This is a genomic window from Frondihabitans sp. OV104 (genome assembly GCF_057787745.1).
Window position 1 is genome coordinate 656,284 of sequence record NZ_CM173541.1, and the last position, 21,019, is coordinate 677,302.

General features: G+C 70.2%; 21 protein-coding genes. 18 read left to right on the forward strand and 3 right to left on the reverse strand.

The genetic code is table 11. The annotated features are described in order from the left end of the window. Nucleotides 1-102: 102 nt before the first annotated feature. The 3 genes from miaB to dapF are packed head-to-tail and all read left to right on the forward strand — an operon-like array spanning nt 103 to nt 3,617. Nucleotides 103-1,782 carry a tRNA (N6-isopentenyl adenosine(37)-C2)-methylthiotransferase MiaB gene (gene miaB, locus AC3CBB_RS03150; RefSeq protein WP_488625956.1) on the forward strand — a complete coding sequence of 560 codons (1,680 nt, stop codon included), beginning with the start codon at nt 103-105 and terminating at the stop codon, nt 1,780-1,782. 3 nt (nt 1,783-1,785) lie between these two features. Continuing rightward, complete coding sequence (gene miaA / locus AC3CBB_RS03155; RefSeq protein WP_488625957.1) at nt 1,786-2,724, forward strand: tRNA (adenosine(37)-N6)-dimethylallyltransferase MiaA; 939 nt, start codon at nt 1,786-1,788, stop codon at nt 2,722-2,724. Continuing rightward, the gene (dapF, locus tag AC3CBB_RS03160; RefSeq protein ID WP_488625958.1) at nt 2,721-3,617 is read left to right on the forward strand and encodes a diaminopimelate epimerase; all 897 of its coding nucleotides are present in this window, start codon (nt 2,721-2,723) and stop codon (nt 3,615-3,617) included. Before miaA ends, dapF begins: the two co-directional genes overlap by 4 nt. Before the next feature lie 713 nt (nt 3,618-4,330). Here dapF and AC3CBB_RS03165 read toward each other — a convergent pair. Continuing rightward, complete coding sequence (locus tag AC3CBB_RS03165) at nt 4,331-4,942, reverse strand: class I SAM-dependent methyltransferase (RefSeq protein ID WP_488625959.1); 612 nt, start codon at nt 4,940-4,942, stop codon at nt 4,331-4,333. Nucleotides 4,943-4,983: 41 nt separating this feature from the next. On the opposite strand from AC3CBB_RS03165, the gene hflX reads away from it, so the two are divergent. After that, nucleotides 4,984-6,513, forward strand: coding sequence for a GTPase HflX (hflX, locus tag AC3CBB_RS03170; RefSeq protein WP_123505966.1), 1,530 nt, complete (start codon nt 4,984-4,986; stop codon nt 6,511-6,513). Between the two features lie 82 nt (nt 6,514-6,595). Here hflX and lexA read toward each other — a convergent pair whose 3' ends face one another. Next, nucleotides 6,596-7,285 carry a transcriptional repressor LexA gene (lexA, locus tag AC3CBB_RS03175; protein ID WP_488625960.1) on the reverse strand — a complete coding sequence of 230 codons (690 nt, stop codon included), beginning with the start codon at nt 7,283-7,285 and terminating at the stop codon, nt 6,596-6,598. A gap of 277 nt (nt 7,286-7,562) precedes the next feature. Between lexA and AC3CBB_RS03180 the strand changes: the two genes are divergently transcribed. The 6 genes from AC3CBB_RS03180 (at nt 7,563) to AC3CBB_RS03205 (ending at nt 12,236) form a co-directional block, all read left to right on the forward strand. Then, entirely contained in the window at nt 7,563-7,931 is a 369-nt protein-coding gene (locus tag AC3CBB_RS03180; protein WP_123505964.1) for a LysM peptidoglycan-binding domain-containing protein, read from the forward strand. Between the two features lie 299 nt (nt 7,932-8,230). Next, on the forward strand, nt 8,231-9,316 hold the full coding sequence (locus AC3CBB_RS03185) for a histidinol-phosphate transaminase (RefSeq protein WP_488625961.1): 1,086 nt from the start codon (nt 8,231-8,233) through the stop codon (nt 9,314-9,316). Further along, nucleotides 9,313-9,927 carry an imidazoleglycerol-phosphate dehydratase HisB gene (hisB, locus tag AC3CBB_RS03190; RefSeq protein ID WP_488625962.1) on the forward strand — a complete coding sequence of 205 codons (615 nt, stop codon included), beginning with the start codon at nt 9,313-9,315 and terminating at the stop codon, nt 9,925-9,927. The genes AC3CBB_RS03185 and hisB overlap by 4 nt, the downstream gene beginning before the upstream one ends. Then, nucleotides 9,924-10,631, forward strand: coding sequence for an imidazole glycerol phosphate synthase subunit HisH (hisH, locus tag AC3CBB_RS03195; protein WP_488625963.1), 708 nt, complete (start codon nt 9,924-9,926; stop codon nt 10,629-10,631). Before hisB ends, hisH begins: the two co-directional genes overlap by 4 nt. A gap of 40 nt (nt 10,632-10,671) precedes the next feature. Further along, on the forward strand, nt 10,672-11,418 hold the full coding sequence (gene priA, locus AC3CBB_RS03200; RefSeq protein WP_488625964.1) for a bifunctional 1-(5-phosphoribosyl)-5-((5-phosphoribosylamino)methylideneamino)imidazole-4-carboxamide isomerase/phosphoribosylanthranilate isomerase PriA: 747 nt from the start codon (nt 10,672-10,674) through the stop codon (nt 11,416-11,418). Next, nucleotides 11,418-12,236: an SseB family protein gene (locus AC3CBB_RS03205; RefSeq protein WP_488625965.1), complete on the forward strand. Its 819-nt coding sequence runs from the start codon at nt 11,418-11,420 to the stop codon at nt 12,234-12,236. Before priA ends, AC3CBB_RS03205 begins: the two co-directional genes overlap by 1 nt. Here AC3CBB_RS03205 and AC3CBB_RS03210 read toward each other — a convergent pair. Beyond that, complete coding sequence (locus AC3CBB_RS03210; protein ID WP_123506489.1) at nt 12,229-12,570, reverse strand: DUF1844 domain-containing protein; 342 nt, start codon at nt 12,568-12,570, stop codon at nt 12,229-12,231. The two genes, AC3CBB_RS03205 and AC3CBB_RS03210, sit on opposite strands and share 8 nt — an antisense overlap. 253 nt (nt 12,571-12,823) lie before the next feature. Between AC3CBB_RS03210 and infC the strand changes: the two genes are divergently transcribed. The 8 genes from infC to argJ all read left to right on the forward strand — a co-directional run bounded on the left by infC (nt 12,824) and on the right by argJ (nt 21,017). After that, nucleotides 12,824-13,480 carry a translation initiation factor IF-3 gene (infC, locus tag AC3CBB_RS03215; protein ID WP_488625966.1) on the forward strand — a complete coding sequence of 219 codons (657 nt, stop codon included), beginning with the start codon at nt 12,824-12,826 and terminating at the stop codon, nt 13,478-13,480. 61 nt (nt 13,481-13,541) lie between these two features. After that, nucleotides 13,542-13,736, forward strand: coding sequence for a 50S ribosomal protein L35 (rpmI, locus tag AC3CBB_RS03220; protein WP_055962484.1), 195 nt, complete (start codon nt 13,542-13,544; stop codon nt 13,734-13,736). A 27-nt stretch (nt 13,737-13,763) separates the two neighbouring features. Further along, nucleotides 13,764-14,153, forward strand: a complete 390-nt coding sequence (gene rplT, locus AC3CBB_RS03225; RefSeq protein ID WP_123505957.1) for a 50S ribosomal protein L20 — start codon at nt 13,764-13,766, stop codon at nt 14,151-14,153. A 46-nt stretch (nt 14,154-14,199) separates the two neighbouring features. Further along, nucleotides 14,200-15,003 (forward strand): TrmH family RNA methyltransferase, encoded by an 804-nt coding sequence (locus tag AC3CBB_RS03230; RefSeq protein WP_488626702.1) that lies wholly within the window; start codon nt 14,200-14,202, stop codon nt 15,001-15,003. Nucleotides 15,004-15,204: 201 nt separating this feature from the next. Then, nucleotides 15,205-16,245, forward strand: coding sequence for a phenylalanine--tRNA ligase subunit alpha (pheS, locus tag AC3CBB_RS03235; RefSeq protein WP_488625967.1), 1,041 nt, complete (start codon nt 15,205-15,207; stop codon nt 16,243-16,245). Beyond that, complete coding sequence (gene pheT, locus AC3CBB_RS03240) at nt 16,245-18,761, forward strand: phenylalanine--tRNA ligase subunit beta (protein WP_488625968.1); 2,517 nt, start codon at nt 16,245-16,247, stop codon at nt 18,759-18,761. Before pheS ends, pheT begins: the two co-directional genes overlap by 1 nt. A gap of 55 nt (nt 18,762-18,816) precedes the next feature. Continuing rightward, nucleotides 18,817-19,863, forward strand: coding sequence for an N-acetyl-gamma-glutamyl-phosphate reductase (gene argC / locus AC3CBB_RS03245; RefSeq protein WP_488625969.1), 1,047 nt, complete (start codon nt 18,817-18,819; stop codon nt 19,861-19,863). Beyond that, nucleotides 19,860-21,017, forward strand: coding sequence for a bifunctional glutamate N-acetyltransferase/amino-acid acetyltransferase ArgJ (gene argJ / locus AC3CBB_RS03250; RefSeq protein WP_488625970.1), 1,158 nt, complete (start codon nt 19,860-19,862; stop codon nt 21,015-21,017). Before argC ends, argJ begins: the two co-directional genes overlap by 4 nt. Nucleotides 21,018-21,019: the final 2 nt, after the last annotated feature.

Genomic DNA, 21,019 nt, shown 5'->3' on the forward strand with positions numbered 1-21,019 from the left:
CGGCCGGAGGCGACGCGGGAGCGCCACGGCCGGGCCGTGCGGCGTAGGCCCCACGAGGCGACCGGTGCTCGGCCTGCGAATCCCGAATTACACTGGGGGACTATGTCGACGGTCCTCGAAGCCAGCGCCGCAGCGGCCAGCGCTGCATCAGCAGCCACCACCACCGGGGCAGCGGCGAGCCCCGCGCCCCGCACCTACGAGGTGCGCACCTTCGGGTGCCAGATGAACGTGCACGACTCGGAGCGCCTGAGCGGCTCGCTCGAGGCCGCCGGCTACGTTCCGGCCGACGGAGCCGAGGCCGACATCGTCGTCATCAACACGTGCGCAGTCCGCGAGAACGCCGACAACAAGCTCTACGGCACGCTCGGCCACCTGGCCAAGACGAAGCGGACTCACGAGGGCATGCAGATCGCCGTCGGCGGGTGCCTCGCCCAGAAAGACAAGTCGGTGATCCTCGACAAGGCGCCGTGGGTCGACGTCGTCTTCGGCACTCACAACATGGGTGCCCTGCCGACGCTGCTCGAGCGAGCACGCCACAACGACGAGGCGCAGCTCGAGATCCTCGAGTCGCTCGACGTGTTCCCGTCGACGTTGCCCACGAAGCGCGACTCGACCTACAGCGGCTGGGTGTCGATCTCGGTCGGCTGCAACAACACCTGCACGTTCTGCATCGTCCCGTCGCTCCGCGGCAAGGAGAAGGACCGCCGCCCGGGCGAGATCCTCGCCGAGATCCAGGCCCTCGTCGACGACGGGGCCGTCGAGGTCACGCTGCTCGGGCAGAACGTCAACTCGTACGGCGTCGAGTTCGGCGACCGCGGCGCTTTCGCCAAGCTGCTCCGCGCCGCGGGCCAGATCGACGGCCTCGAGCGCATCCGCTTCACCAGTCCGCACCCGGCGGCCTTCACCGACGACGTCATCGACGCCATGGCCGAGACCCCCTCGGTGATGCCGCAGCTGCACATGCCGCTGCAGTCGGGCTCCGACCGGATTCTCAAGGCCATGCGCCGTAGCTACCGGAGCGAGAAGTTCCTCGGCATCCTCGACCGGGTGCGCGCCGAGATCCCGAACGCGGCGATCAGCACCGACATCATCGTCGGCTTCCCCGGCGAGACGGAGGAGGACTTCCAAGAGACCCTCCGCGTCGTCGAGCAGTCGCGGTTCGCCACGGCGTTCACGTTCCAGTACTCGATCCGGCCCGGCACGCCCGCGGCCGACCTGCCCGACCAGATCGCCAAGGAGGTCGTGCAGGAGCGCTTCGAGCGGCTCACCGCCCTGCAAGACCGGATCAGCGCCGAGGAGAACGCGAAGCAGGTCGGCGCTCTCGTCGAGCTGCTCGTCGCGACCGGCGAAGGGCGCAAAGACACGGCGACGCATCGCCTCTCGGGCCGCGCCGCCGACTCGCGCCTGGTGCACTTCGAGGTTCCCGAGGGCGGCGACGTGCCGCGTCCCGGCGACATGGTGAGCGTCCGCATCACCGAGGCGAAGCCGTTCTACCTCCTCGCCGACCAGCCCGACGGCTCGATCTACGAGGTGCGCCGGACCCGCGCGGGCGACGCCTGGGACGCCGCCCAGGCCGCCTCCTGCGGTGTGCCAGCGGTCACGACGCCCGCGGGCGCTGCGACCGCCTCCGGCGCTCCGGCCCGTGTGTCGCTCGGCCTGCCCACGCTGCGCGTCGGAGTCCCGGCCCCGACGAGAGCGGGCGGCACCGGTGAGGGCGCCGCCGTGACCACTCCGATCTACGACGCACTCGACGGCGAGCGTCGCCCGGCCGACCTCGCCTAGGGCGTGACGGACTCCGAGCATCCCGACCTCGCCGTGGTGGTCGGGGCCACCGGCACCGGCAAGTCGGACTTCGCCCTCGACCTGGCCGACGAGCTGGGCCGCAGGGGCCGAAGCGCCGAGGTCGTCAACGCCGACGCGATGCAGCTGTACCGGGGGATGGACATCGGCACGGCCAAGCTTCCGCAGGCAGAGCGCCGCGGAGTCCCGCACCACCTGTTCGACGAGCTCCAGGTCTCGGACGAGGCGAGCGTCGAGTGGTACCAGCGGCGGGCGCGCGACGTCGTCGACGAGATCCTGGGGCGCGGGGCGGTCGCCATCCTGGTCGGCGGGTCCGGGCTCTACGTCTCGGGCGCCGTGTTCGACTTCCGCTTCCCGGGCACGGACGCGGTCGTACGCGAGCGCTACGAGCGGCTGGCTGCCGAGCGGGGGACCCGAGCGGCGTACGACCTCCTGAAGGAGCGTGATCCCGCTGCCGCCCTCGCCATCGGCCCGCACAATGCCCGCCGCATCGTGCGAGCCCTCGAGGTGGGCGAGATCACGGGCGAGCCCTTCGCCGTGGGGCTTCCCGAAGACGCCCCGCTCTGGCGTCCTGCCGCGTTTGTCGGGCTCCGCGACGACCGCGACGTGCTGGTTGAGCGCCTCGACGGTCGCGTGGACGACATGTGGCGGCAGGGCCTCGTCGCCGAGGTGGAGGGACTGCTGGCCGAGGGCCCCGCGCTGGGCGTCACGGCTTCGCGCGCCATCGGCTACGCGCAGGCGATCGCCGAGATTCGCGGCGAGCTGACCGAGACCGAGGCTCGCGACCTCACCAAGCAGCTGACCCGTCGCTACGCCCGACGCCAGGTCAGCTGGTTCAAGCGTTACCCGCGCGTGACCTGGGTCGAGAGCCGTGGCGACCTCGCCAGCGCCGTGTCAGCGGTCGCCGATACACTCACCGGGTGACCACCACCGCCACCATCCCCACCGTCGTCCGCTTCACCAAAGGGCAGGGCACGGGCAACGACTTCGTGCTCTTTGCCGACCCCGACGGAACGTTCGACCTGACGCCCGATCGCATCCGCGCGCTGGCCGACCGTCACTTCGGAGTCGGCGGCGACGGAGTCATCCGTGCCGTCCGCAGCGCCAGCCACCCCGAGGGGGCGGCCACGTTGGCCGAAGAGCCCGAGGCCGAGTGGTTCATGGATTACCACAACGCCGACGGCAGCGTTGCCGAGATGTGCGGCAACGGCATCCGCGTCTTCGCCGCCTACCTCCTCGAGCAGGGTCTGGCGACGCTCGAGCCCGGGGAGACCTTGTCGATCGGCACCCGCGCCGGTGTCCGTGACGTCCAGCTGAACCGCGCCGGCTTCCAGGTCGACCTGGGCCGCTGGTCGCTCTCCGACGACCACCCCGAGGTGCGCGCCCGCGACCTCCACGCAGCGCGACCCGGCCTCGGCCTCAGCGTCGGCAACCCGCACGTCGTCGTGGCCCTCGCCTCCGCCGACGAGCTCGCCGGTATCGATCTCACCGTCATCCCCGTCCTCGACCCGGTCCCCGCCGCCGGCGCCAACGTCGAGTTCGTCGTCCCGGCCGAGCCGCTCGTCGCAGACGGGGTCGGCCGCATCTCGATGCGCGTTCACGAGCGCGGCTCAGGCGAGACCCTCTCGTGTGGCACGGGCGCGGCCGCGGCCGCCTTGGCCGTCCGGTACTACGCCGGAGACAGCGCGCCCGACCAGTGGCGCGTCGACGTCCCCGGCGGCACGGTCGGCGTCCGCATGTTCGCGACCGAAGACGGCGAGCACGTCTCGCTGAGCGGCCCCGCCGAGCTGGTGTTCACCGGCGAGCTCGCGATCTGACGCGGGGCTGCACCCGCCGTTTCGGCTCGATCCCGCCGGCTGCCTGGCGGGGCTGTGCCGCTTCGGCGGGTTCGGCCGGGTCGGGGCGGGCCCGGCGGCGTGGCACCCGCCGTTTCGGCTCGATCCCGCCGGCTGCCTGGCGGGCCTGTGCCGGTTCGGAGGGCTCCGTGGGGTCGGGGTGGCCCCGGCGGCGTCGTACCCGCCGTTTCGGCTCGATCCCGCTGCGATTGCCGCGGGGCTGTACCGCTTCGACGGGCTCTGTGGGGTCGGGGTGGGCCCCGGCGCCGTCGTACCCGCCGTTCCGGCTCAATCCCGCCGCGGTTGCGGCGGGTCTGTGCCGTTTCGGAGGGCTCTGCTGGGTCGGGGTGGGCCCCGGCGGCGTCGTACCCGCCGTTCCGGCTCGATCCCGCCGCGGTTGCGGCGGGGCTGCGCCGCTTCGGCGGGTTCCCGCGCCGACACGCACCCCCGACCGCGGGCGCAGGAACTCGCACCCCGCCACCACCGACCCCGCCGGCGCGACCCAGCCACCGCCCACCCCTGGCCTCAGCGCCGCCGACCCGCTAAACTCGCACAATGAAGTTCTCCATCTGAGACCGAAGTCTCCCCGTGCAGTTCCTGCACCAGTTCGTATCAAGCGAACAGTCCCGACCGCGACACTCGGCGCGTCAGGCCAGCAAGTCGTCAGGCCAGCAGCTCGTCACGCCAGCGCCTCGTCAGGCCAGCCGCGTAGCCCGCAAGATCCGGTAGCCCTTCGACGTCGAATCCCGCTCGATCTCCACGACCGGGCCGAGTTCGTCGGCGATCCAGCGCTGGAGCGAGTCGGCTCCGAGGTTCTTCGCGACGACGAGGTACGCCTCCATGTCGATGCCGAGACGCGGCAGCCACGCCGACAGGATGTCGTGCAAGGCCTGCTTGCCGACGCGGATCGGCGGGTTCGACCAGATCCCGTCGAAGACGAGGTCGTCGGGCACGTCGCCCGGCAGCACGGCGTGCACGTTCGTCAGCCCGGCCCGCTTCGCGTTCTCGCGGAGAAGCTCGAGTACACGCTCGTTCACGTCGACGGCCCATACCTCGGCTTCGGGCGAGCGCAGCGCGAGCGTGAGAGCGATCGGCCCCCATCCACAACCCACATCCAAGAAAGTGCCGTCGCGCGGTGGCGTCGGCATGGATCCGAGAAGCACTGCGGTGCCCGGATCGATCCGCCCCGGACTGAAGACGCCCGCGGCGGTCGCCAGAGAGAGTTCGCGCCCGGCGAGCTCGACCGTGATCTCACGCGGTCGGAGCTCACTCGACGGCTGCGATGAGAAGTAGTGCTCGCTGGCCATCCCCACAGATTATCGAACCTGAAAGGTCTAATGTGACTGCAATGACTGAGCACACCAGCACCGATGCGCCGCGCGAGGAGAGCGACGACGTCGTCGACCGCATCCTGAGCAACGCGTCGTCGAGGGCTGGTCTGAGCGTGTTCGCTCCGGCCCAGGCGATCCAGACCGAAGGGCTCTCCGGTGCGGGCACCAGCCGCGACGAGAGCTTCGACGGCGAGCAGCTCGACGTCGCCGACCGCCAGGCGCTCCGGCGTGTGGCCGGTCTGTCGACCGAGCTCGAAGACGTCACCGAGGTCGAGTACCGACAGCTGCGGCTCGAGAACGTCGTGCTGATCGGCGTGTACTCGCAGGGGTCGCTCCAGGACGCCGAGAACTCGATCCGCGAGCTCGCCGCCCTGGCCGAGACCGCGGGCGCCGTCGTGCTCGACGGCCTCCTGCAGCGCCGGCCGAACCCCGACCCGTCGACGTACCTCGGATCGGGCAAGGCGCTCGAGCTGAAGGCCACTGTGCAGGCACTCGGTGCCGACACCGTGATCGCCGACACCGAGCTGGCACCGAGCCAGCGTCGTGCGCTCGAAGACGTGGTGAAGGTCAAGGTGATCGACCGGACGGCCGTGATCCTCGACATCTTCAGCCAGCACGCCAAGAGCCGCGAGGGCAAGGCGCAGGTCGAGCTCGCGCAGCTCGAGTACCTCCTCCCGAGGCTCCGCGGCTGGGGTGAGTCGATGTCGCGCCAGGCCGGTGGCCAGGTCGGCGCCGGCAACGGAATGGGCTCGCGCGGTCCGGGTGAGACGAAGATCGAGCTCGATCGACGTCGGATCCACACCCGGATGGCGATCCTGCGCAAGAAGATCAAAGAGATGAAGCCGGCACGCGAGGCGAAGCGGGCCAACCGCACGCGCAACGCGGTCCCGAGCGTCGCGATCGCCGGCTACACCAACGCCGGCAAGTCGAGCCTGCTCAACCGGATGACTCGCACCGGAGTCCTGGTCGAGAACGCCCTGTTCGCGACCCTCGACACCACCGTGCGCAAGTCGCTGACCGACGACGGCCGTCCGTTCACGTACGCCGACACGGTCGGCTTCGTGCGCAACCTTCCGCATCAGCTGGTCGAGGCCTTCCGCTCGACGCTCGAGGAGGTCCACGACAGCGACATCATCGTGCACGTCGTCGACGGCTCGCACCCCGACCCGGCTGCGCAGCTGGCAACGGTCCGCGAGGTCATCTCGGAGGTCGACGGGCGAGACATCCCCGAGGTCGTCGTCTTCAACAAGAGCGACCTGGTCGACGAGAGCCAGCGGCTCGTGCTGCGCGGGATGGTGCCCGACGCGATCTTCGTGTCGGCCCGCACCGGTGAGGGCATCGACGAGCTGCGTGCCACGCTCGCGGAGCTCCTGCCGCGGCCCGAGGTCGAGCTCGATCTGCTGGTTCCGTACGACCGAGGCGAGGTCATCGCGCGGATCCACGAGATCGGCACGGTCGTCGACGTCGAGTACCTCCCCGAGGGCACGCGCGTCACGGCCAAGGTCTACCCGCAGGACGCAGCGCCCCTGCGCGAGTTCGCCAACTGAGACGCACCCCTGATACCCGAATGGCCGCAGGAACTTCCTGCGGCCATTCGGCATTCTCGGGCGGCTCCGCCCCGTCGGGCCCCTACAGAGACCGCAGGACGGCGACGACCTTGCCGAGGATCTGCGCGTGGTCGCCCATGATCGGCTCGAAGTTGGAGTTGCGCGGGAGCAGCCAGGTGTGACCGTCGCGCTGCCGGAACACCTTCACCGTCGCCTCGTCGTCGAGCATCGCCGCGACGATCTCGCCGTTCTCGGCGTTGCCCTGCTGACGGACGACGACCCAGTCGCCGTCGCAGATGGCGGCGTCGATCATGGACTCGCCGACGACCTTGAGCATGAACAGCTCGCCCTTGCCCACGAGGGTGCGGGGGAGGGGCATGACGTCTTCGACCTGCTGCTCGGCGGTGATCGGGATGCCTGCGGCGATGCGTCCGACCAGGGGCACGCGAGCGGTCACGTTGTCGTCATCGTCGTAGCGGACGATCGTCGGCTCGGGGACCACCTTGTCGGGGTCCTCGAGGAGCACCTCGAGAGCGCGGGGCCGGTTGGGGTCGCGGCGGATCGCACCGGCGAGCTCGAGCTGGTTGAGCTGGTGAGTGACGCTGGAGAGGGAGGCGAGGCCGACGGCGTCGCCGATCTCGCGCATGCTCGGCGGATAGCCGCGGCTGGCGATCGAGGCGCGGATGGCCGTCAGGATCAGGTTCTGCTTCGCCGTCAGGGGCTTTCGGGCACGGGGATCGGGCCCAGCCTCTGTAGTCGTTGCCTCGGGCACGCGCCCACCTCTCTCGAATGTCGGTGGCTGCTGTTCTACTGATCCCACCGATCGAAACTGTATCCGGTCGAAATGAGCAGAACAAACACATGTTCGAGTGTGTCGCGTGGTTTTTCTGCGATTTTCGGCTAGAGCCTCTTGAAATCGGTGTTAATCGAAGATATGTTCGGAAGTGTTCTTCGGAACACCTCTTCGTGTCAGGCGGCCCCGGCCGGCGGCCTGGCACGAAGACCACAGCCAAGTCGTCTCGACAGAATCGACAAGAGAGGTACGCATCATGAGCGCAACGATCACCGCCTTCCCCACGGCAGCTCCCGCGACCCGCACCGCATCCGTCTCCCACCTCCGCATCACCGCTCGGGGTCGCGTCGTCCTCACGATCGCCGTCCTCCTCGCCGCCGTCGCGATCATCGCCGGCTTCGTTCTGACGGGCGGCGGCGCGGTCGCCACCGGCCAAGCGGGCGACGTCCATTTCGACCACGTCACCGTGGCGGCTGGTGAGACGCTCTGGCAGGTCGCCGAAGATGTGGCCCCGACTGCCGATCCGCGTGACGTCATCTCCGACATCGTCTCGCTCAACAACCTGTCGAGCACGCAGGTCATGCCGGGTCAGTCGCTTGCGATCCCGACGAAGTATTCGAACTAGGCAGCTCGAACCAGGCAGCTCGAACTAGGCAGCTCGATCTACGCGGTCGGCTTCTCGAGCACCGTCGCCCGGCGCCGTCCCGCACTCGCGGGGCGGCGCTTCTGCGCGCGTGCTGTGCTTGGCGGGGCTTCGCAAGGATCTCGGCGGCAGCGATCCTTCATGAGCGCACGCCGCGCCGAGCAGTTCCTTGCAGCGCGTGCAACTCGCTCTCGAATGCCTTGTGAGCGAGCACCTCGTCCTCGTCTAAGGACACCCGGTACCGGGCGCAACACATGTCGCGACCCCCGTAAAATAGCCTCGTGGCCATTTCTCTCGACGACCTGCCCCTCCGCGACGACCTCCGTGGTCAGTCGCCTTACGGCGCCCCTCAGAAGAAGGTGCGCGTCGCGCTGAACGTCAACGAGAACACGCATCCCATCCCGGAAGACGTGGCGCGAGACATCGTCGAGTCGGTCGCGGCCGCCGTGCTCGAGGTCAATCGCTACCCCGACCGCGAGTTCACGACTCTGCGCGATTCCCTCGCCGCGTACCTCGGCCACGGCCTGACCGCCGACCAGATCTGGGCGGCGAACGGCTCGAACGAGGTCATCCAGCAGATTCTGCAGGCGTTCGGCGGCCCTGGTCGTCGTGTGCTCGGCTTCCCGCCCACCTATTCCATGCACTCGATCATCACGCGAGGCGTCGGCTCCGAGTGGGTCGAGGGCGTGCGCGACGCCGATTTCACGCTCTCGCCCGAGACGGTCCGCGCCGAGATCGAGCGCACCGACCCCGACGTCGTCTTCCTCTGCGCGCCGAACAACCCGACCGGCACCCCGATGGAGCTCGACGTGATCGAAGCGGCCTACGACGCGGCGCGCGGAATCGTCCTGGTCGACGAGGCCTACGCCGAGTTCATGCCGGCCGACCGGCCGAGCGCGGTCACGCTGCTCGAGGGGCGTCCGCGCCTGCTGGTCTCGCGCACCATGAGCAAGGCGTTCGCGTTCGCCGGCGCCCGCGTCGGCTATCTCGCGGCCGACCCGGTCGCGATCGACGCCCTCCGTCTCGTGCGCCTGCCGTACCACCTGTCGTCGCTCACCCAGGCGGCGGCGGTCGCGGCGCTCCGTCACTCCGACGAGATGCTCGCCATGGTCGACGACATCAAGGCCCAGCGCGACCGCATGGTCGAGACGCTGACCGGGCTCGGGTACCACGCGTGGCCGACCTGGTCGAACTTCGTGCTGTTCGGCGGCGTCGACGACCCGCACGCCGTCTTCGAGGCTCTCCTCGAGCGCGGCATCATCGTGCGCGACCTCGCGATCGAGGGCCACCTCCGCGTGAGCGCGGGCACCGAGGCCGAGACGACCGCGTTCCTGGACGCCATGCGCGACATTAGGCTCGGAGCATGAGCACCGACAGCGCCGCGCGCACGGCTACCGTCTCGCGGTCCACGAGCGAGTCCAGCATCGACCTATCCCTCGACCTCGACGGCACGGGCACCTCGCGCATCGACTCCTCGGTGCCGTTCTACGACCACCTGCTCACGGCCCTGTCGAAGCACTCGCTGATCGACCTCGACCTCAAGGCGACCGGCGACACCGACATCGACGTGCACCACACGGTCGAAGACATCGGCATCACCTTCGGCACCGCCCTCCGCGAGGCCCTCGGCGACAAGACGGGCATCCGCCGCTACGGCGACGCGCTCGTCCCGCTCGACGAGGCGCTCGTCCAGGCGGTCGTCGACGTCTCCGGGCGCCCGTACCTGGTGCACTCCGGTGAGCCGGAGGGCTTCGAGTTCCACCTGATCGGCGGTCACTTCACCGGCAGCATGGTGCGCCACGTCTTCGAGGCGATCACCTTCCACGCCGGCCTGACGGTGCACATCACCGTGCTGGGCGGCCGCGACCCGCACCACATCGCCGAAGCCGAGTTCAAGGCGTTCGCCCGTGCGCTCCGCGCCGCCATCGAGCCCGATCCGCGTGTCGACGGCATTCCGTCGACCAAGGGTGCGCTGTGACCGACGCTCAGGCCGATGCCAGAGGGTCTGCCGAAGCCGCCGAGTCCACTGCCCGCACGGCTCCGAGCGGCGCGGCCCGCCCCCGCGTCGTCGTCCTCGACTACGGCAGCGGCAACGTCCACTCCGCCATCAAGGCGCTCGAGCTGGCCGGAGCCGAGGTCGAGCTCACGGCCGACAGCGACCGTGTGGCCAAGGCCGACGGTCTCTTCGTCCCGGGTGTGGGTGCTTTCTCCGCCGTCATGTCGCAGCTCCGGTCGGTGCGCGGCGCCGAGAAGATCGACCGCCGCCTCGCCGGCGGCCGCCCCGTCCTCGGCATCTGCGTCGGCATGCAGGTGCTCTTCGAGACCGGCGTCGAGCGGGGTCAGACCACCGAGGGCCTGGGGGAGTGGCCGGGCACGATCGACGAGCTCAAGGCCGACGTCCTCCCGCACATGGGCTGGAATACCGTGTCCGCTCCCGATGAGTCCATGCTCTTCGAGGGCATCCGTGACGAGCGGTTCTACTTCGTGCACTCCTACGCCGCGCAGGAGTGGTCGCTCGACGGCCACGGCGCGCGCAAGTCGCCGCTCGTGACCTGGGCCGACCACGGCGGGCCCTTCGTGGCGGCCGTCGAGAACGGACCGCTCTGGGCCACGCAGTTCCACCCCGAGAAGTCCGGCGCCCCGGGCATCCGCCTCCTGACCAACTGGCTCCAGACCCTCTAGCGCCTGCCGCCGCGAGCGGCGACCCACACCGGAAAGCACCATGACCGACTTCACCAGCACTCCCGCCCTCACGCTGCTCCCCGCGGTCGACGTCGCCGACGGCAAGGCCGTCCGCCTCACCCAGGGCGAGGCCGGCACCGAGACCAACTACGGCGACCCCGTCGACGCCGCCGCCGACTGGAAAGACCAGGGCGCCGAGTGGCTCCACCTGGTCGACCTCGATGCGGCCTTCGGCCGTGGCGACAACCGCGAGGTCATCCGCCGCGTCATCTCGCACGTCAAGGGCATCGACGTCGAGCTGTCAGGCGGAATCCGCGACGACGCGTCGCTCGAGGCGGCCCTCGAGACCGGCGTGAAGCGGATCAACCTCGGCACGGCCGCCCTCGAGAACCCCGAGTGGGCGGCCCACGTCATCGCCCAGTACGGCGACGCCATCGCGGTGGGCCTGGATGTGCGCGGCACGACGCTGGCCGCGCGCGGCTGGACGCAGGAAGGCGGCGACCTGTTCGAGGTGCTCGCCCGCCTCGAGGAGGCCGGCTGCGCCCGCTACGTCGTCACCGACGTCACGAAAGACGGCACTCTCCAGGGGCCGAACATCGAGCTCCTCAAGCAGGTCATGGAGCGCACCGACCGCCCGGTCGTCGCCTCGGGCGGCATCTCCAGCCTCGACGACCTGGTCGCACTCCGCGAGCTCGTCCCGCACGGCCTCGAGGGCGCCATCGTCGGCAAGGCCCTCTACGCGGGCGCCTTCACGCTCGGCGCGGCTCTGGACGTCGCCGGGCACTGATGGCCGAGCCGCTCGATCACGGCCACGACCAGGCCGAGGCGCACGGATTCGCCCGGTCGCTCGGCGCCGACAGCGCCGGGAACCCCTGGGAGGGGCGCACCTTCCAGGCGCACGACACCGCCTACGCCGGCGACGACGGATCAGCCGACCCCGCCCTCCTGGCCGCGCTCGAAGCCCATCTCGCAGGGCAGGCCGACGAGGCGGCGGTGCTCGACGCCCTGCGCGCCGCCCGCCTCCTCATCCCGCTCCTGGCGCACGCGGGCGACGAGGGCGCGGGCGAGCACGGCGTACGGGTCGACAAGACGCAGGAACTCGCGATCGTGACCGTGGCCGGCCCCGACGGCCGCACGGTGCTGCCGGCCTTCACCTCGGTGCGGACGCTCCAGGCGTGGAACAGGTTCGCACGTCCAGTTCCTGCGCAGTCGCGCCGGATCGCCATCGCGGCGGCGGCGGAGTCGACCGAGCTGATGGTGCTCGATCCCGGCTCGGAGACCGAGTTCGGCGTGCGGAGACCAGCACTCTGGGCTCTTGCGCAGGACCTGCCGTGGGTCCCGGCGGCCCTCGATCCCGACGTGGCCCGGGCGTTCGTCGCGTCGGTCGAGCTCGAGCCCGCAGTCGCATCCGTCGGACTCGCGCCCCAGCCCGGACCGTCCGCGCTCACGGGGCCCGAGGTCGTCGTGCAGCTGGGGCTCCGACCGGGTCTCGACCGCGCCGAGCTGTCGGCCCTGCTCCAGCGACTTCAGGAGGCCTGGGCCCTTGACCCGGTCATCGCGGAGCGCGTCGACAGCCTGGGTCTCAAGGTCGTCGCCGCTAGTTGACGGGCCCGGTGTACTTCTCGCCCGGCCCCTGCCCCACGGCGTCCGGGATCGGCGAGGCTTCGCGGAACGCCAGCTGGAGGCTGCGCAGTCCGTCGCGAAGAGCCCGCGCGTGGGTGTCGCCGATCTCGGGGGCTGCGGCCGTGACGAGGCCGGCCAGGGCGGTGATGAGCTTGCGGGCCTCGTCGAGGTCGGTCTGCTCGTCGGGGGAGTCGGCGAGCCCGACCTTGACGGCCGCGGCGCTGAGGAGGTGGACGGCTACGGTGTTGATGACCTCGACGGCCGGCACCTCGGCGATGTCGCGTTCGGCGCCGACTTCGTCGACGCCGTCGCCCATCGAGTCGTAGGGCGAGACGTGATCGGCGTTGGTCTGGCTCACTGGCATTCTCTCTGCTAAGCTTCTGGACGGCTACGGGCGCCTGCGCCCGTATTGAAAGTGGAGTCTCTCCCACCCGCGACCTCAGGTTACCGGGTAGTTGTCACCCCGATCTTCACGTGCATTGCACGCGAGGTCAGCTTCAAGGGTGTGGATGCCTGTTCCGACGTGCATCGACCGCTCCTCTTTCGCCCGCGTGACCAACCGTCGCGTGTTGACTCAGTCAGAGGAGCCCCGCATCAGCGATCCCCGTACCAACGACCGCATCCGCGTCCCTGAGGTCCGACTTGTCGGACCCGCCGGCGAGCAGGTGGGCGTTGTCCCCATCGCCATGGCTCTGCGCCTTGCCGCAGAGGCCGACCTGGATCTGGTCGAAGTTGCACCGAACTCGAAGCCGCCCGTCGCAAAGATCATGGACTACGGCAAGTTCAAGTACGAGGCTGCGCAGAAGGCCAAGGAGGCCCGGCGCAACCAGGCGAACACGATCCTCAAAGAGGTTCGCTTCCGCCTGAAGATCGACAAGCACGACTACGAGACCAAGCTCAAGCGCGCCGAGGGCTTCCTCCAGTCCGGCGACAAGGTCAAGGCCATGATCCTGTTCCGCGGTCGCGAGCAGTCGCGTCCCGAGCAGGGCGTCCGTCTGCTCCAGCGCTTCGCCGAGGACGTGCAGGAGTGGGGCACTGTCGAGAACAACCCCACCATCGACGGCCGCAACATGGTCATGGTCATCGGTCCGCTGAAGAACAAGGCCGAGGCGAAAGCCGAGTCCGAAGCTCGCAAGCAGGCCAACAAGCCCCCCAAGCATCCCGCACCTGCGGAGGCACCCGTTGCCGCCGCCGAGACCACGACCACCGAGGCACCGGCCGAGTAACACCGGCCCGCTTCGCGCCACCCGGGCCATCCCGGGTGGTTCCTAGAAGAAAGTAACGACTATGCCCAAGATGAAGACCCACTCCGGCTCCAAGAAGCGGTTCAAGGTCACCGGCACCGGCAAGCTCATGAAGCAGCAGGCCGGCATGCGTCACAACCTCGAGGTCAAGAGCGCCAAGCGCAAGGCCCGCCTGAACCAGGACCAGGTGCTGGCTCCGGCCGACGCCAAGGTCATCAAGAAGCTTCTCGGCCGCTGAGCCGCGCGAACGTAAGGGAATAAGAAAATGGCAAGAGTCAAGAGGGCGGTCAACGCCGCCAAGAAGCGTCGCGTTGTCCTCGAGCGCGCCGAGGGCTACCGCGGTCAGCGTTCGCGCCTGTACCGCAAGGCCAAGGAGCAGGTCACTCACTCGCTCGTCTACTCGTACCGCGACCGCCGCGCCAGGAAGGGCGAGTTCCGTCGCCTCTGGATCCAGCGCATCAACGCCGCGTCGCGTGCGAACGGCCTCACCTACAACCGACTCATCCAGGGCCTCGCCCTGGCCGGCGTCGAGGTCGACCGTCGTCTGCTCGCCGACCTCGCGGTCAACGAGCCCGCCACCTTCGCCGGCCTCGTCGCCACCGCGAAGGCGGCCCTTCCCGCCGACACGTCGGCCCCGAAGGTCGACGCTGCGTAATTATCTGCGTGTCTGAGGCAGGATTGCATCCGTGCCCAGCAACCAGATGATCGACAACCCGCGTTCGCCCCGAGTGCGCGCGGTGGCCAAACTGGCCAAGAGAGATGCCCGGTCCCAGACCGGGCTCTTTCTGTTGGAAGGCCCGCAGTCCGTCACGGAGGCCTTGACCTTCCGGCCCGAGCTGGTGGTCGAGCTCTTCGCCACTCCGACGGCGCTCGAGCGCTACACGGAGCTTGCGCAGGCTGCGGTCGACGCTGGCGTCGACATCGAGTTCGTCTCCGAGGACGTCCTCGCGACGATGGCCGACACGGTCACGCCGCAGGGCCTCGTGGCGGTCTGCCGCCAGTTCCCGACCAGCGTGAGAGACATCTTCGGCGACTCCGAGGTGCGCCTCGTGGCGATCCTCGAAGAAGTGCGCGACCCCGGCAACGCGGGCACCATCATCCGCGCGGCCGACGCCGCCGGAGCCGACGCCGTCATCATGACCGGCCGCAGCGTCGACCTGTACAACCCGAAGGTGGTGCGAGCGACCACCGGCTCGCTGTTCCACGTGCCCGTGGCCGTCGGCATCGAGCTGCCGGCCGTGCTGGCGCTGGCCACGCAGGCGGGGCTTCAGGTGCTGGCCGCCGACGTCAAGGGCGGCGACCTCCTGGAAGCGCGCAAGGAGGGCATCCTCGCCGCGCCGACGGCCTGGCTGTTCGGCAACGAGGCCCGCGGCCTCAGCGACGAGGACCTCGCCAAAGCCGACCGGGCTGTCGTCGTGCCGATCTACGGCCACGCCGAGAGCATGAACCTCGCGACGGCCGCGTCCGTCTGCCTCTACGAGAGCGCGTTCGCGCAGCGCAGCTAGCGCCGGCGCGCCTCCCGCCGAGAGTGCGATCTTTGTCGCAAATCGGCCCGATTCGGACGACGGCTGGCGCATGATGCGGGTCGCGGCGAACGAGGCGCGTCGGGGCTTCATCACGACGACGGCCCGCGTGATCCGACTCCTCACAGAACGGGGGCAGGAACTGAACCGACCGTCTGCCCCCGTTCGGTAGGCTTGCTTCTCGTGTCAGACACGCCAGCCATCACCGAATCCACCGTCGAGAGCGCCGTCACCGCGGCCCTTGCGGCCGTCGAGGCGGCCTCGACCGTCGCCGAGCTGAAGACGGTGCGCGGCGAGCACACCGGCGAGCAGTCGACGCTTGCGCGAATGAACGGCGGCCTCCGCTCTCTGCCGAACGACCAGAAGGCATCGGCGGGCAGGCTGATGGGCGCGGCCCGGGGCCGTGTCAACCAGGCGGTCGCCGCACGCGAGGAGGCCCTCGCCGCTGTGGAGGAGGCCGCGCGCCTGGAGTCCGAGCGGATCGACGTGACGGCGCTGCCGGTCCGTCGTGCCCAGGGCAGCCGTCACCCGCTGAGCCTCCTGCAGGAGAAGATGGCCGACATCTTCATCGCCATGGGCTGGGAGCTGTCCGACGGCCCGGAGCTCGAGCACGAGTGGTTCAACTTCGACGCCCTCAACTTCGACGCCGACCACCCGGCCCGCGCCATGCAAGACACCTTCTTCGTCGAGCCCGTCGACCAGCACCTGCTCCTGCGCACGCACACGTCGCCGGTGCAGATCCGCACGCTGCTCGGGAAGGGCGTGCCGGTCTACAACGTCGCGACCGGCCGCGTCTTCCGCACCGACGAGCTCGACGCCACGCACACGCCCGTCTTCACCCAGATCGAGGCCATCGCCATCGACCGCGGTCTCACGATGGCGCACCTCCGCGGCACCCTCGAGCACCTCGCGCGCCAGATGTTCGGCCCCGACGCGCAGATTCGCCTGCGCCCCAACTACTTCCCCTTCACCGAGCCCAGCGCCGAGATGGACGTCTGGCAGCCGAACGCCAAGGGCGGTGCCCGCTGGGTCGAGTGGGGCGGCTGCGGGATGGTCAACCCCAACGTCCTCCGCTCGGCGGGTCTCGACCCCGACGAGTACCAGGGCTTCGCCTTCGGCATGGGTGTCGAGCGCACGCTTCAGTTCCGCAACGATCTGAACGACATGCGCGACATGGTCGAGGGCGACGTCCGCTTCAGTGAGCAGTTCGGAATGGTGGTCTGATGCGCGTCCCTCTCTCCTGGCTCGGCGAGTACGTCGACCTTCCCGACGACGTCACGCTCGAGCACGTCCACGAGGCCCTCGTCGCCGTCGGCTTCGAAGAAGAAGACGTGCACCTCTCCGAGGTGACCGGTCCCCTGGTCGTCGGGCAGGTCCTCGAGTTCACGCCCGAGCCGCAGTCGAACGGCAAGACCATCAACTGGTGCCGCATCGCAGTCGGCCCGGACCACGCCAGCGACGAGGCCGACGTGCGCGGCATCGTCTGCGGCGCCCACAACTTCGCCGTCGGCGACAAGGTCGTCGTATCCCTGCCCGGCGCCGTGCTGCCCGGGCCGTTCCCGATCGCCGCGCGCAAGACGTACGGCCACGTGTCCGACGGCATGATGGCGTCGACGCGCGAGCTCGGTCTCGGCGAGGAGCACGACGGCATCCTCCTGCTGAAAGACCTGGGTCTCGATCCCGAGGTCGGCACCGACGCGATCCCGCTGCTCGGGCTCGACGACGCCGCCGTCGAGATCAACGTCACGCCCGACCGCGGCTACGCGTTCAGCATCCGCGGCGTCGCCCGCGAGTACTCGCACTCGACCGGAGCCGCGTACCGCGATCCGGCTGACGCGCAGTCGCCCGTCGCCCGGCAGGGTTTCCGCGTCGACGTCGCCGACGGGGCACCAGTCCGCGGCAGCGCCGGAGTCAGCACGTTCATCACCGCGGTCGTCCGCGGCATCGACGCGTCGCGCCCGACACCGCCGTGGATGCGCTCGCGCCTCCGCCTCGCCGGCATCCGCTCGATCAGCCTGCCCGTCGACATCACCAACTACGTGATGCTCGAGACCGGCCAGCCGCTGCACGCCTACGATCTGGCCACCGTCGCCGGAGGATTCACGGTGCGCCGCGCGAACGCGGGGGAGCACCTCACCACTCTCGACGGGAGAGACCGCGCGCTCGACGTCGAAGACCTCCTCATCACGGACGACGACGGCCCGATCGGCCTCGCCGGTGTCATGGGGGGTGAGCGCACCGAGGTCTCGCCTACCACGACCGACGTCGTGGTCGAGGCCGCGACCTTCGAGCCGATCAGCATCGCTCGCACCGCGCGCCGCCAGAAGCTCCCGAGCGAGGCCTCGCGCCGCTTCGAGCGCGGCGTCGACCCGGCGGTCAGCCGTCCCGCTGCCGAGCGCGCCGTCCAGCTCCTCGTCGAGCTCGCCGGCGGCACCGCCGACACGCTCGGCTCCGTCTACGACGTCTCCATCGCGCCGTCGGCGATCTTCCTCGCCGAAGACCGCGCCGGTCGCATGATGGGCGTGGACTACACGACGGCCGAGGTGGAAGAGAGCCTCCTGGCCATCGGCGCCGCGGTCGAGCCCGCCGACGGCGGCTTCACCGTCACCCCGCCGACCTGGCGACCCGACCTCCTCACCTCGGCCGACCTCGTCGAGGAGGTCGCGCGGATCACCGGCTACGACCGCATCCCGTCTGTCCTTCCTGTCGCTCCTCCCGGGCGAGGCATGACGCGCGAGCAGTCGCTGCGTCGCGCTGTCTCGGCGGGCCTTGCGGCATCGGGTCTCACCGAGGTCTTCGCGTACCCCTTCGTCGCACCCGCCCGCAACGCCGCGTTCTCGCCCGTGCTCGACGGCCCCGATGCGGCGACGCCGGTCACGCTGGCCAACCCGCTCGACACCGATGCCGCCGAGATGCGCATGTCGTTGATCCCCGGGCTGCTCGACACCGCCCGACGCAACCTGTCGCGCGGCCTGCTCGACCTGGCGCTGTACGAGTCGGGCTCGGTCTTCTACGTGAAGCCCGGCGCTTCGACCGGGACCGACTTCATCCCCGCCGGCGCCGCCCGCCCCGACGACGAGACCCTTGCGGCGCTGAATGCCGGCCTTCCGAGCCAGCCCAGGCATCTCGCGTTCCTGCGCTCCGGTTCTACAGTCGAGCGCCAGCCCGGTCAGGCGGCCCAGTCGGCCGACCTAGCCGACGTGCTCGACGATGTCCGCACCGCCGTCCGCCAGGTCGCGGCCGAGGTGAGCGTCCGTCAGGGGCGCCACGTCTCGCTGCACCCCGGCCGGACGGCCGAGCTGATCGTTGCAGGCGAGGTCGTCGGCGTCGCCGGCGAGCTGCTGCCGGCGGTGGCGGCCGACCTCGACCTGCCGCGCGGAGTCGTCGTCGCCGAGCTCGATCTCGACCGTGTCATGGCCCTGGCGCGGGTGGAGCCGGCTCCGGTGCCGATATCGGCGTACCCGGTCGCGACTCAAGACCTGTCGCTCGTCGTCGGGGCCGATGCCCCGGCCGGCGAGGTGCTCGAGGCCGTCGTGTCCGGTGCCGGCGAGCTTCTCGAGTATGCTCGCCTCGTGGACGACTACCGCGGCGAAGGCATCGATGAGGGCTCGAAGTCCCTCACGTTCGCGCTGCGCTTCCGCGCGACCGACCGCACTCTGACCGCTGCCGAAGCCTCCGAGGCCAAGCAGGGCTCCGTGCGTCTCGCTGGCGAGCGATTCGGGGCGACGCTCCGCGACTGACCGTCGCGAGGCGCCGCCGCCCCGTCATCGTCCAGTCGAACATTAGGGTAGAAGCATGCCTTTATCCGTCGCCGTTGCAGGCGCAAGCGGTTACGCCGGTGGGGAACTCCTCCGCATCCTCAGTCAGCACCCCGAATTCGAGGTGACCACGGTCACCGCATTCACGAACGCCGGCCAGCCGCTCCTCGCGGCGCAGCCGCACCTGCGATCCCTCGCGCACTTGACACTCGTCACGACCACGGCCGAGAACCTCGCGGGCCACGATGTCGTCTTCCTCGCCCTGCCGCACGGGAAGTCGGGTGAGATCACGGCCGAGCTGCCCGAGGGGACGCTGGTCGTCGACTGCGGCGCCGACCACCGCCTCACGAGCGAGGCGGACTGGGCGGCGTTCTACGGCGGCGAGTTCTACGGCGCCTGGAGCTACGGCATGCCCGAGCTCATCCACTCCGGCGGGGGCAAGCAGCGCGGCGAGCTCGAGGGCACGAAGCGCATCGCGGTTCCCGGGTGCAATGTCACGGCCATGTCGCTGGGGCTGGCACCCGCCGTCGAGGCCGGCCTGGTCGAGGCCGACGACATCGTCGCCGTCCTTGCCGTGGGCCCGTCGGGGGCCGGCAAGTCGCTCAAGCCGCACCTGCTGGCCAGCGAGCTGATGGGCTCCGCCTCTGCGTACGGCGTGGGCGGCAGCCACCGGCACATCCCCGAGACGCAGCAGAATCTCCGGGTGGCCGGCGCCACGCGCGTGAGCCTGTCGTTCACCCCGGTGCTCGTGCCGATGTCGCGCGGCATCCTCGCGACCACGACCGCCAAGCTCGCACCCGGCGTCACCGAGTCGGACGTCCGCCGCGCCTACGAGCTCGCGTACGGCGACGAGCCCTTCGTGCACGTGCTCCCGGCGGGGGAGTACCCCCGCGTCGCCGACACAGTCGGGGCCAACACCTGTCTCATCGGCCTCGCCGTCGACGAGGCCGCGGGTCGCCTCGTCGCGATCAGCGCGCTCGACAACCTGGTCAAAGGAACCGCAGGCGCCGCCGTCCAGTCGGCCAACATCGCGCTCGGCCTTCCCGAGACGCTCGGCCTCACCATGAACGGAGTCGCCCCGTGAGCGTCACAGCAGCGCAGGGCTTCCAGGCCGCGGGAGTCGCAGCCGGTCTCAAGTCGACGGGCAGGCCCGACGTGGCGCTCGTCGTCAACACGGGTCGCAGCGCGGCAGTCGCCGGCGTCTTCACCAGCAACCGAGCGAAGGCGCACCCCGTCGTCTGGTCGCAGCAGGTCGTGGCCGACGGCCAGGCCCGCGCGGTGATCCTCAACTCGGGCGGGGCCAACTGCTTCACGGGCCCGTTCGGCTTCCAGACCACCCACCAGACGGCCGAGCTCGCAGCCGAGGTGCTCGACGTCTCGGCGGGCGACGTGATCGTCTGCTCGACGGGGCTCATCGGCGTCGGCGACCAGGTCTTCCGCGACAAGGTCCTGGCGGGCACGAGGGCGGCCGCGTCCGAGCTCACGGCCGATGGCGGTCTCGCTGCCGCCACCGCCATCATGACGACCGACACCCACCCCAAGCAGGCGGTCGTGCACGGCGACGGCTGGGTCGTCGGCGGGATGGCGAAGGGCGCCGGCATGCTGGCCCCCGGCCTCGCGACGATGCTGGTCGTCCTGACGACCGACGCCGATGCCTCGGCCCGAGAGCTGGACGCAGCACTCCGGCAGGCGACCCGCGTCACCTTCGACCGCCTCGACTCCGACGGCTGCATGTCCACGAACGACACGGTCGTTCTCCTGGCCAGCGGCGAGTCGGGCGTCACGCCGTCACCGGACGAGCTCGCAGCCGCCGTCACCGAGCTCTGCGCCGATCTGGCCGCGCAGCTCCAGGGCGATGCCGAGGGCGCCTCGCACGACATCACGATCGACGTCTCGGGCGCCGTCACCGAAGAGGATGCCGTCGAGGTCGGCCGCTCGCTGGCCCGGAGCAACCTCCTGATGGCCGCCGTCTTCGGCAACGATCCGAACTGGGGACGCGTGCTCGCGGCGATCGGCACGACGAGCGCCGTATTCGACCCGTACGACGTCGACGTGTCGTTCAACGGCGTCCGGCTCTGCGCCGAGGGTGCTCCCGACCGCCCGGTGACCGAGGTCGACATGACCCCCCGCGCGCTCCGCATCGAGCTCGACCTGCACGCGGGTCAGTCACGGGCGACGATCCTGACGAACGATCTCACGCACGACTACGTGCATGAGAACAGCGCGTACTCGAGCTGAGC

What these genes read in the sequence shown, in the direction of transcription:
- miaB (WP_488625956.1), top strand. Translation starts at nt 103, where the DNA reads ATGTCGACGGTCCTCGAAGCCAGCGCCGCAGCGGCCAGCGCTGCATCA.
- AC3CBB_RS03165 (WP_488625959.1), bottom strand. Translation starts at nt 4,942, where the DNA reads ATGGCCAGCGAGCACTACTTCTCATCGCAGCCGTCGAGTGAGCTCCGA.
- hflX (WP_123505966.1), top strand. Translation starts at nt 4,984, where the DNA reads ATGACTGAGCACACCAGCACCGATGCGCCGCGCGAGGAGAGCGACGAC.
- AC3CBB_RS03180 (WP_123505964.1), top strand. Translation starts at nt 7,563, where the DNA reads ATGAGCGCAACGATCACCGCCTTCCCCACGGCAGCTCCCGCGACCCGC.
- hisB (WP_488625962.1), top strand. Translation starts at nt 9,313, where the DNA reads ATGAGCACCGACAGCGCCGCGCGCACGGCTACCGTCTCGCGGTCCACG.
- priA (WP_488625964.1), top strand. Translation starts at nt 10,672, where the DNA reads ATGACCGACTTCACCAGCACTCCCGCCCTCACGCTGCTCCCCGCGGTC.
- AC3CBB_RS03205 (WP_488625965.1), top strand. Translation starts at nt 11,418, where the DNA reads ATGGCCGAGCCGCTCGATCACGGCCACGACCAGGCCGAGGCGCACGGA.
- AC3CBB_RS03210 (WP_123506489.1), bottom strand. Translation starts at nt 12,570, where the DNA reads ATGGGCGACGGCGTCGACGAAGTCGGCGCCGAACGCGACATCGCCGAG.
- rpmI (WP_055962484.1), top strand. Translation starts at nt 13,542, where the DNA reads ATGCCCAAGATGAAGACCCACTCCGGCTCCAAGAAGCGGTTCAAGGTC.
- rplT (WP_123505957.1), top strand. Translation starts at nt 13,764, where the DNA reads ATGGCAAGAGTCAAGAGGGCGGTCAACGCCGCCAAGAAGCGTCGCGTT.
- AC3CBB_RS03230 (WP_488626702.1), top strand. Translation starts at nt 14,200, where the DNA reads ATGATCGACAACCCGCGTTCGCCCCGAGTGCGCGCGGTGGCCAAACTG.
- pheT (WP_488625968.1), top strand. Translation starts at nt 16,245, where the DNA reads ATGCGCGTCCCTCTCTCCTGGCTCGGCGAGTACGTCGACCTTCCCGAC.
- argC (WP_488625969.1), top strand. Translation starts at nt 18,817, where the DNA reads ATGCCTTTATCCGTCGCCGTTGCAGGCGCAAGCGGTTACGCCGGTGGG.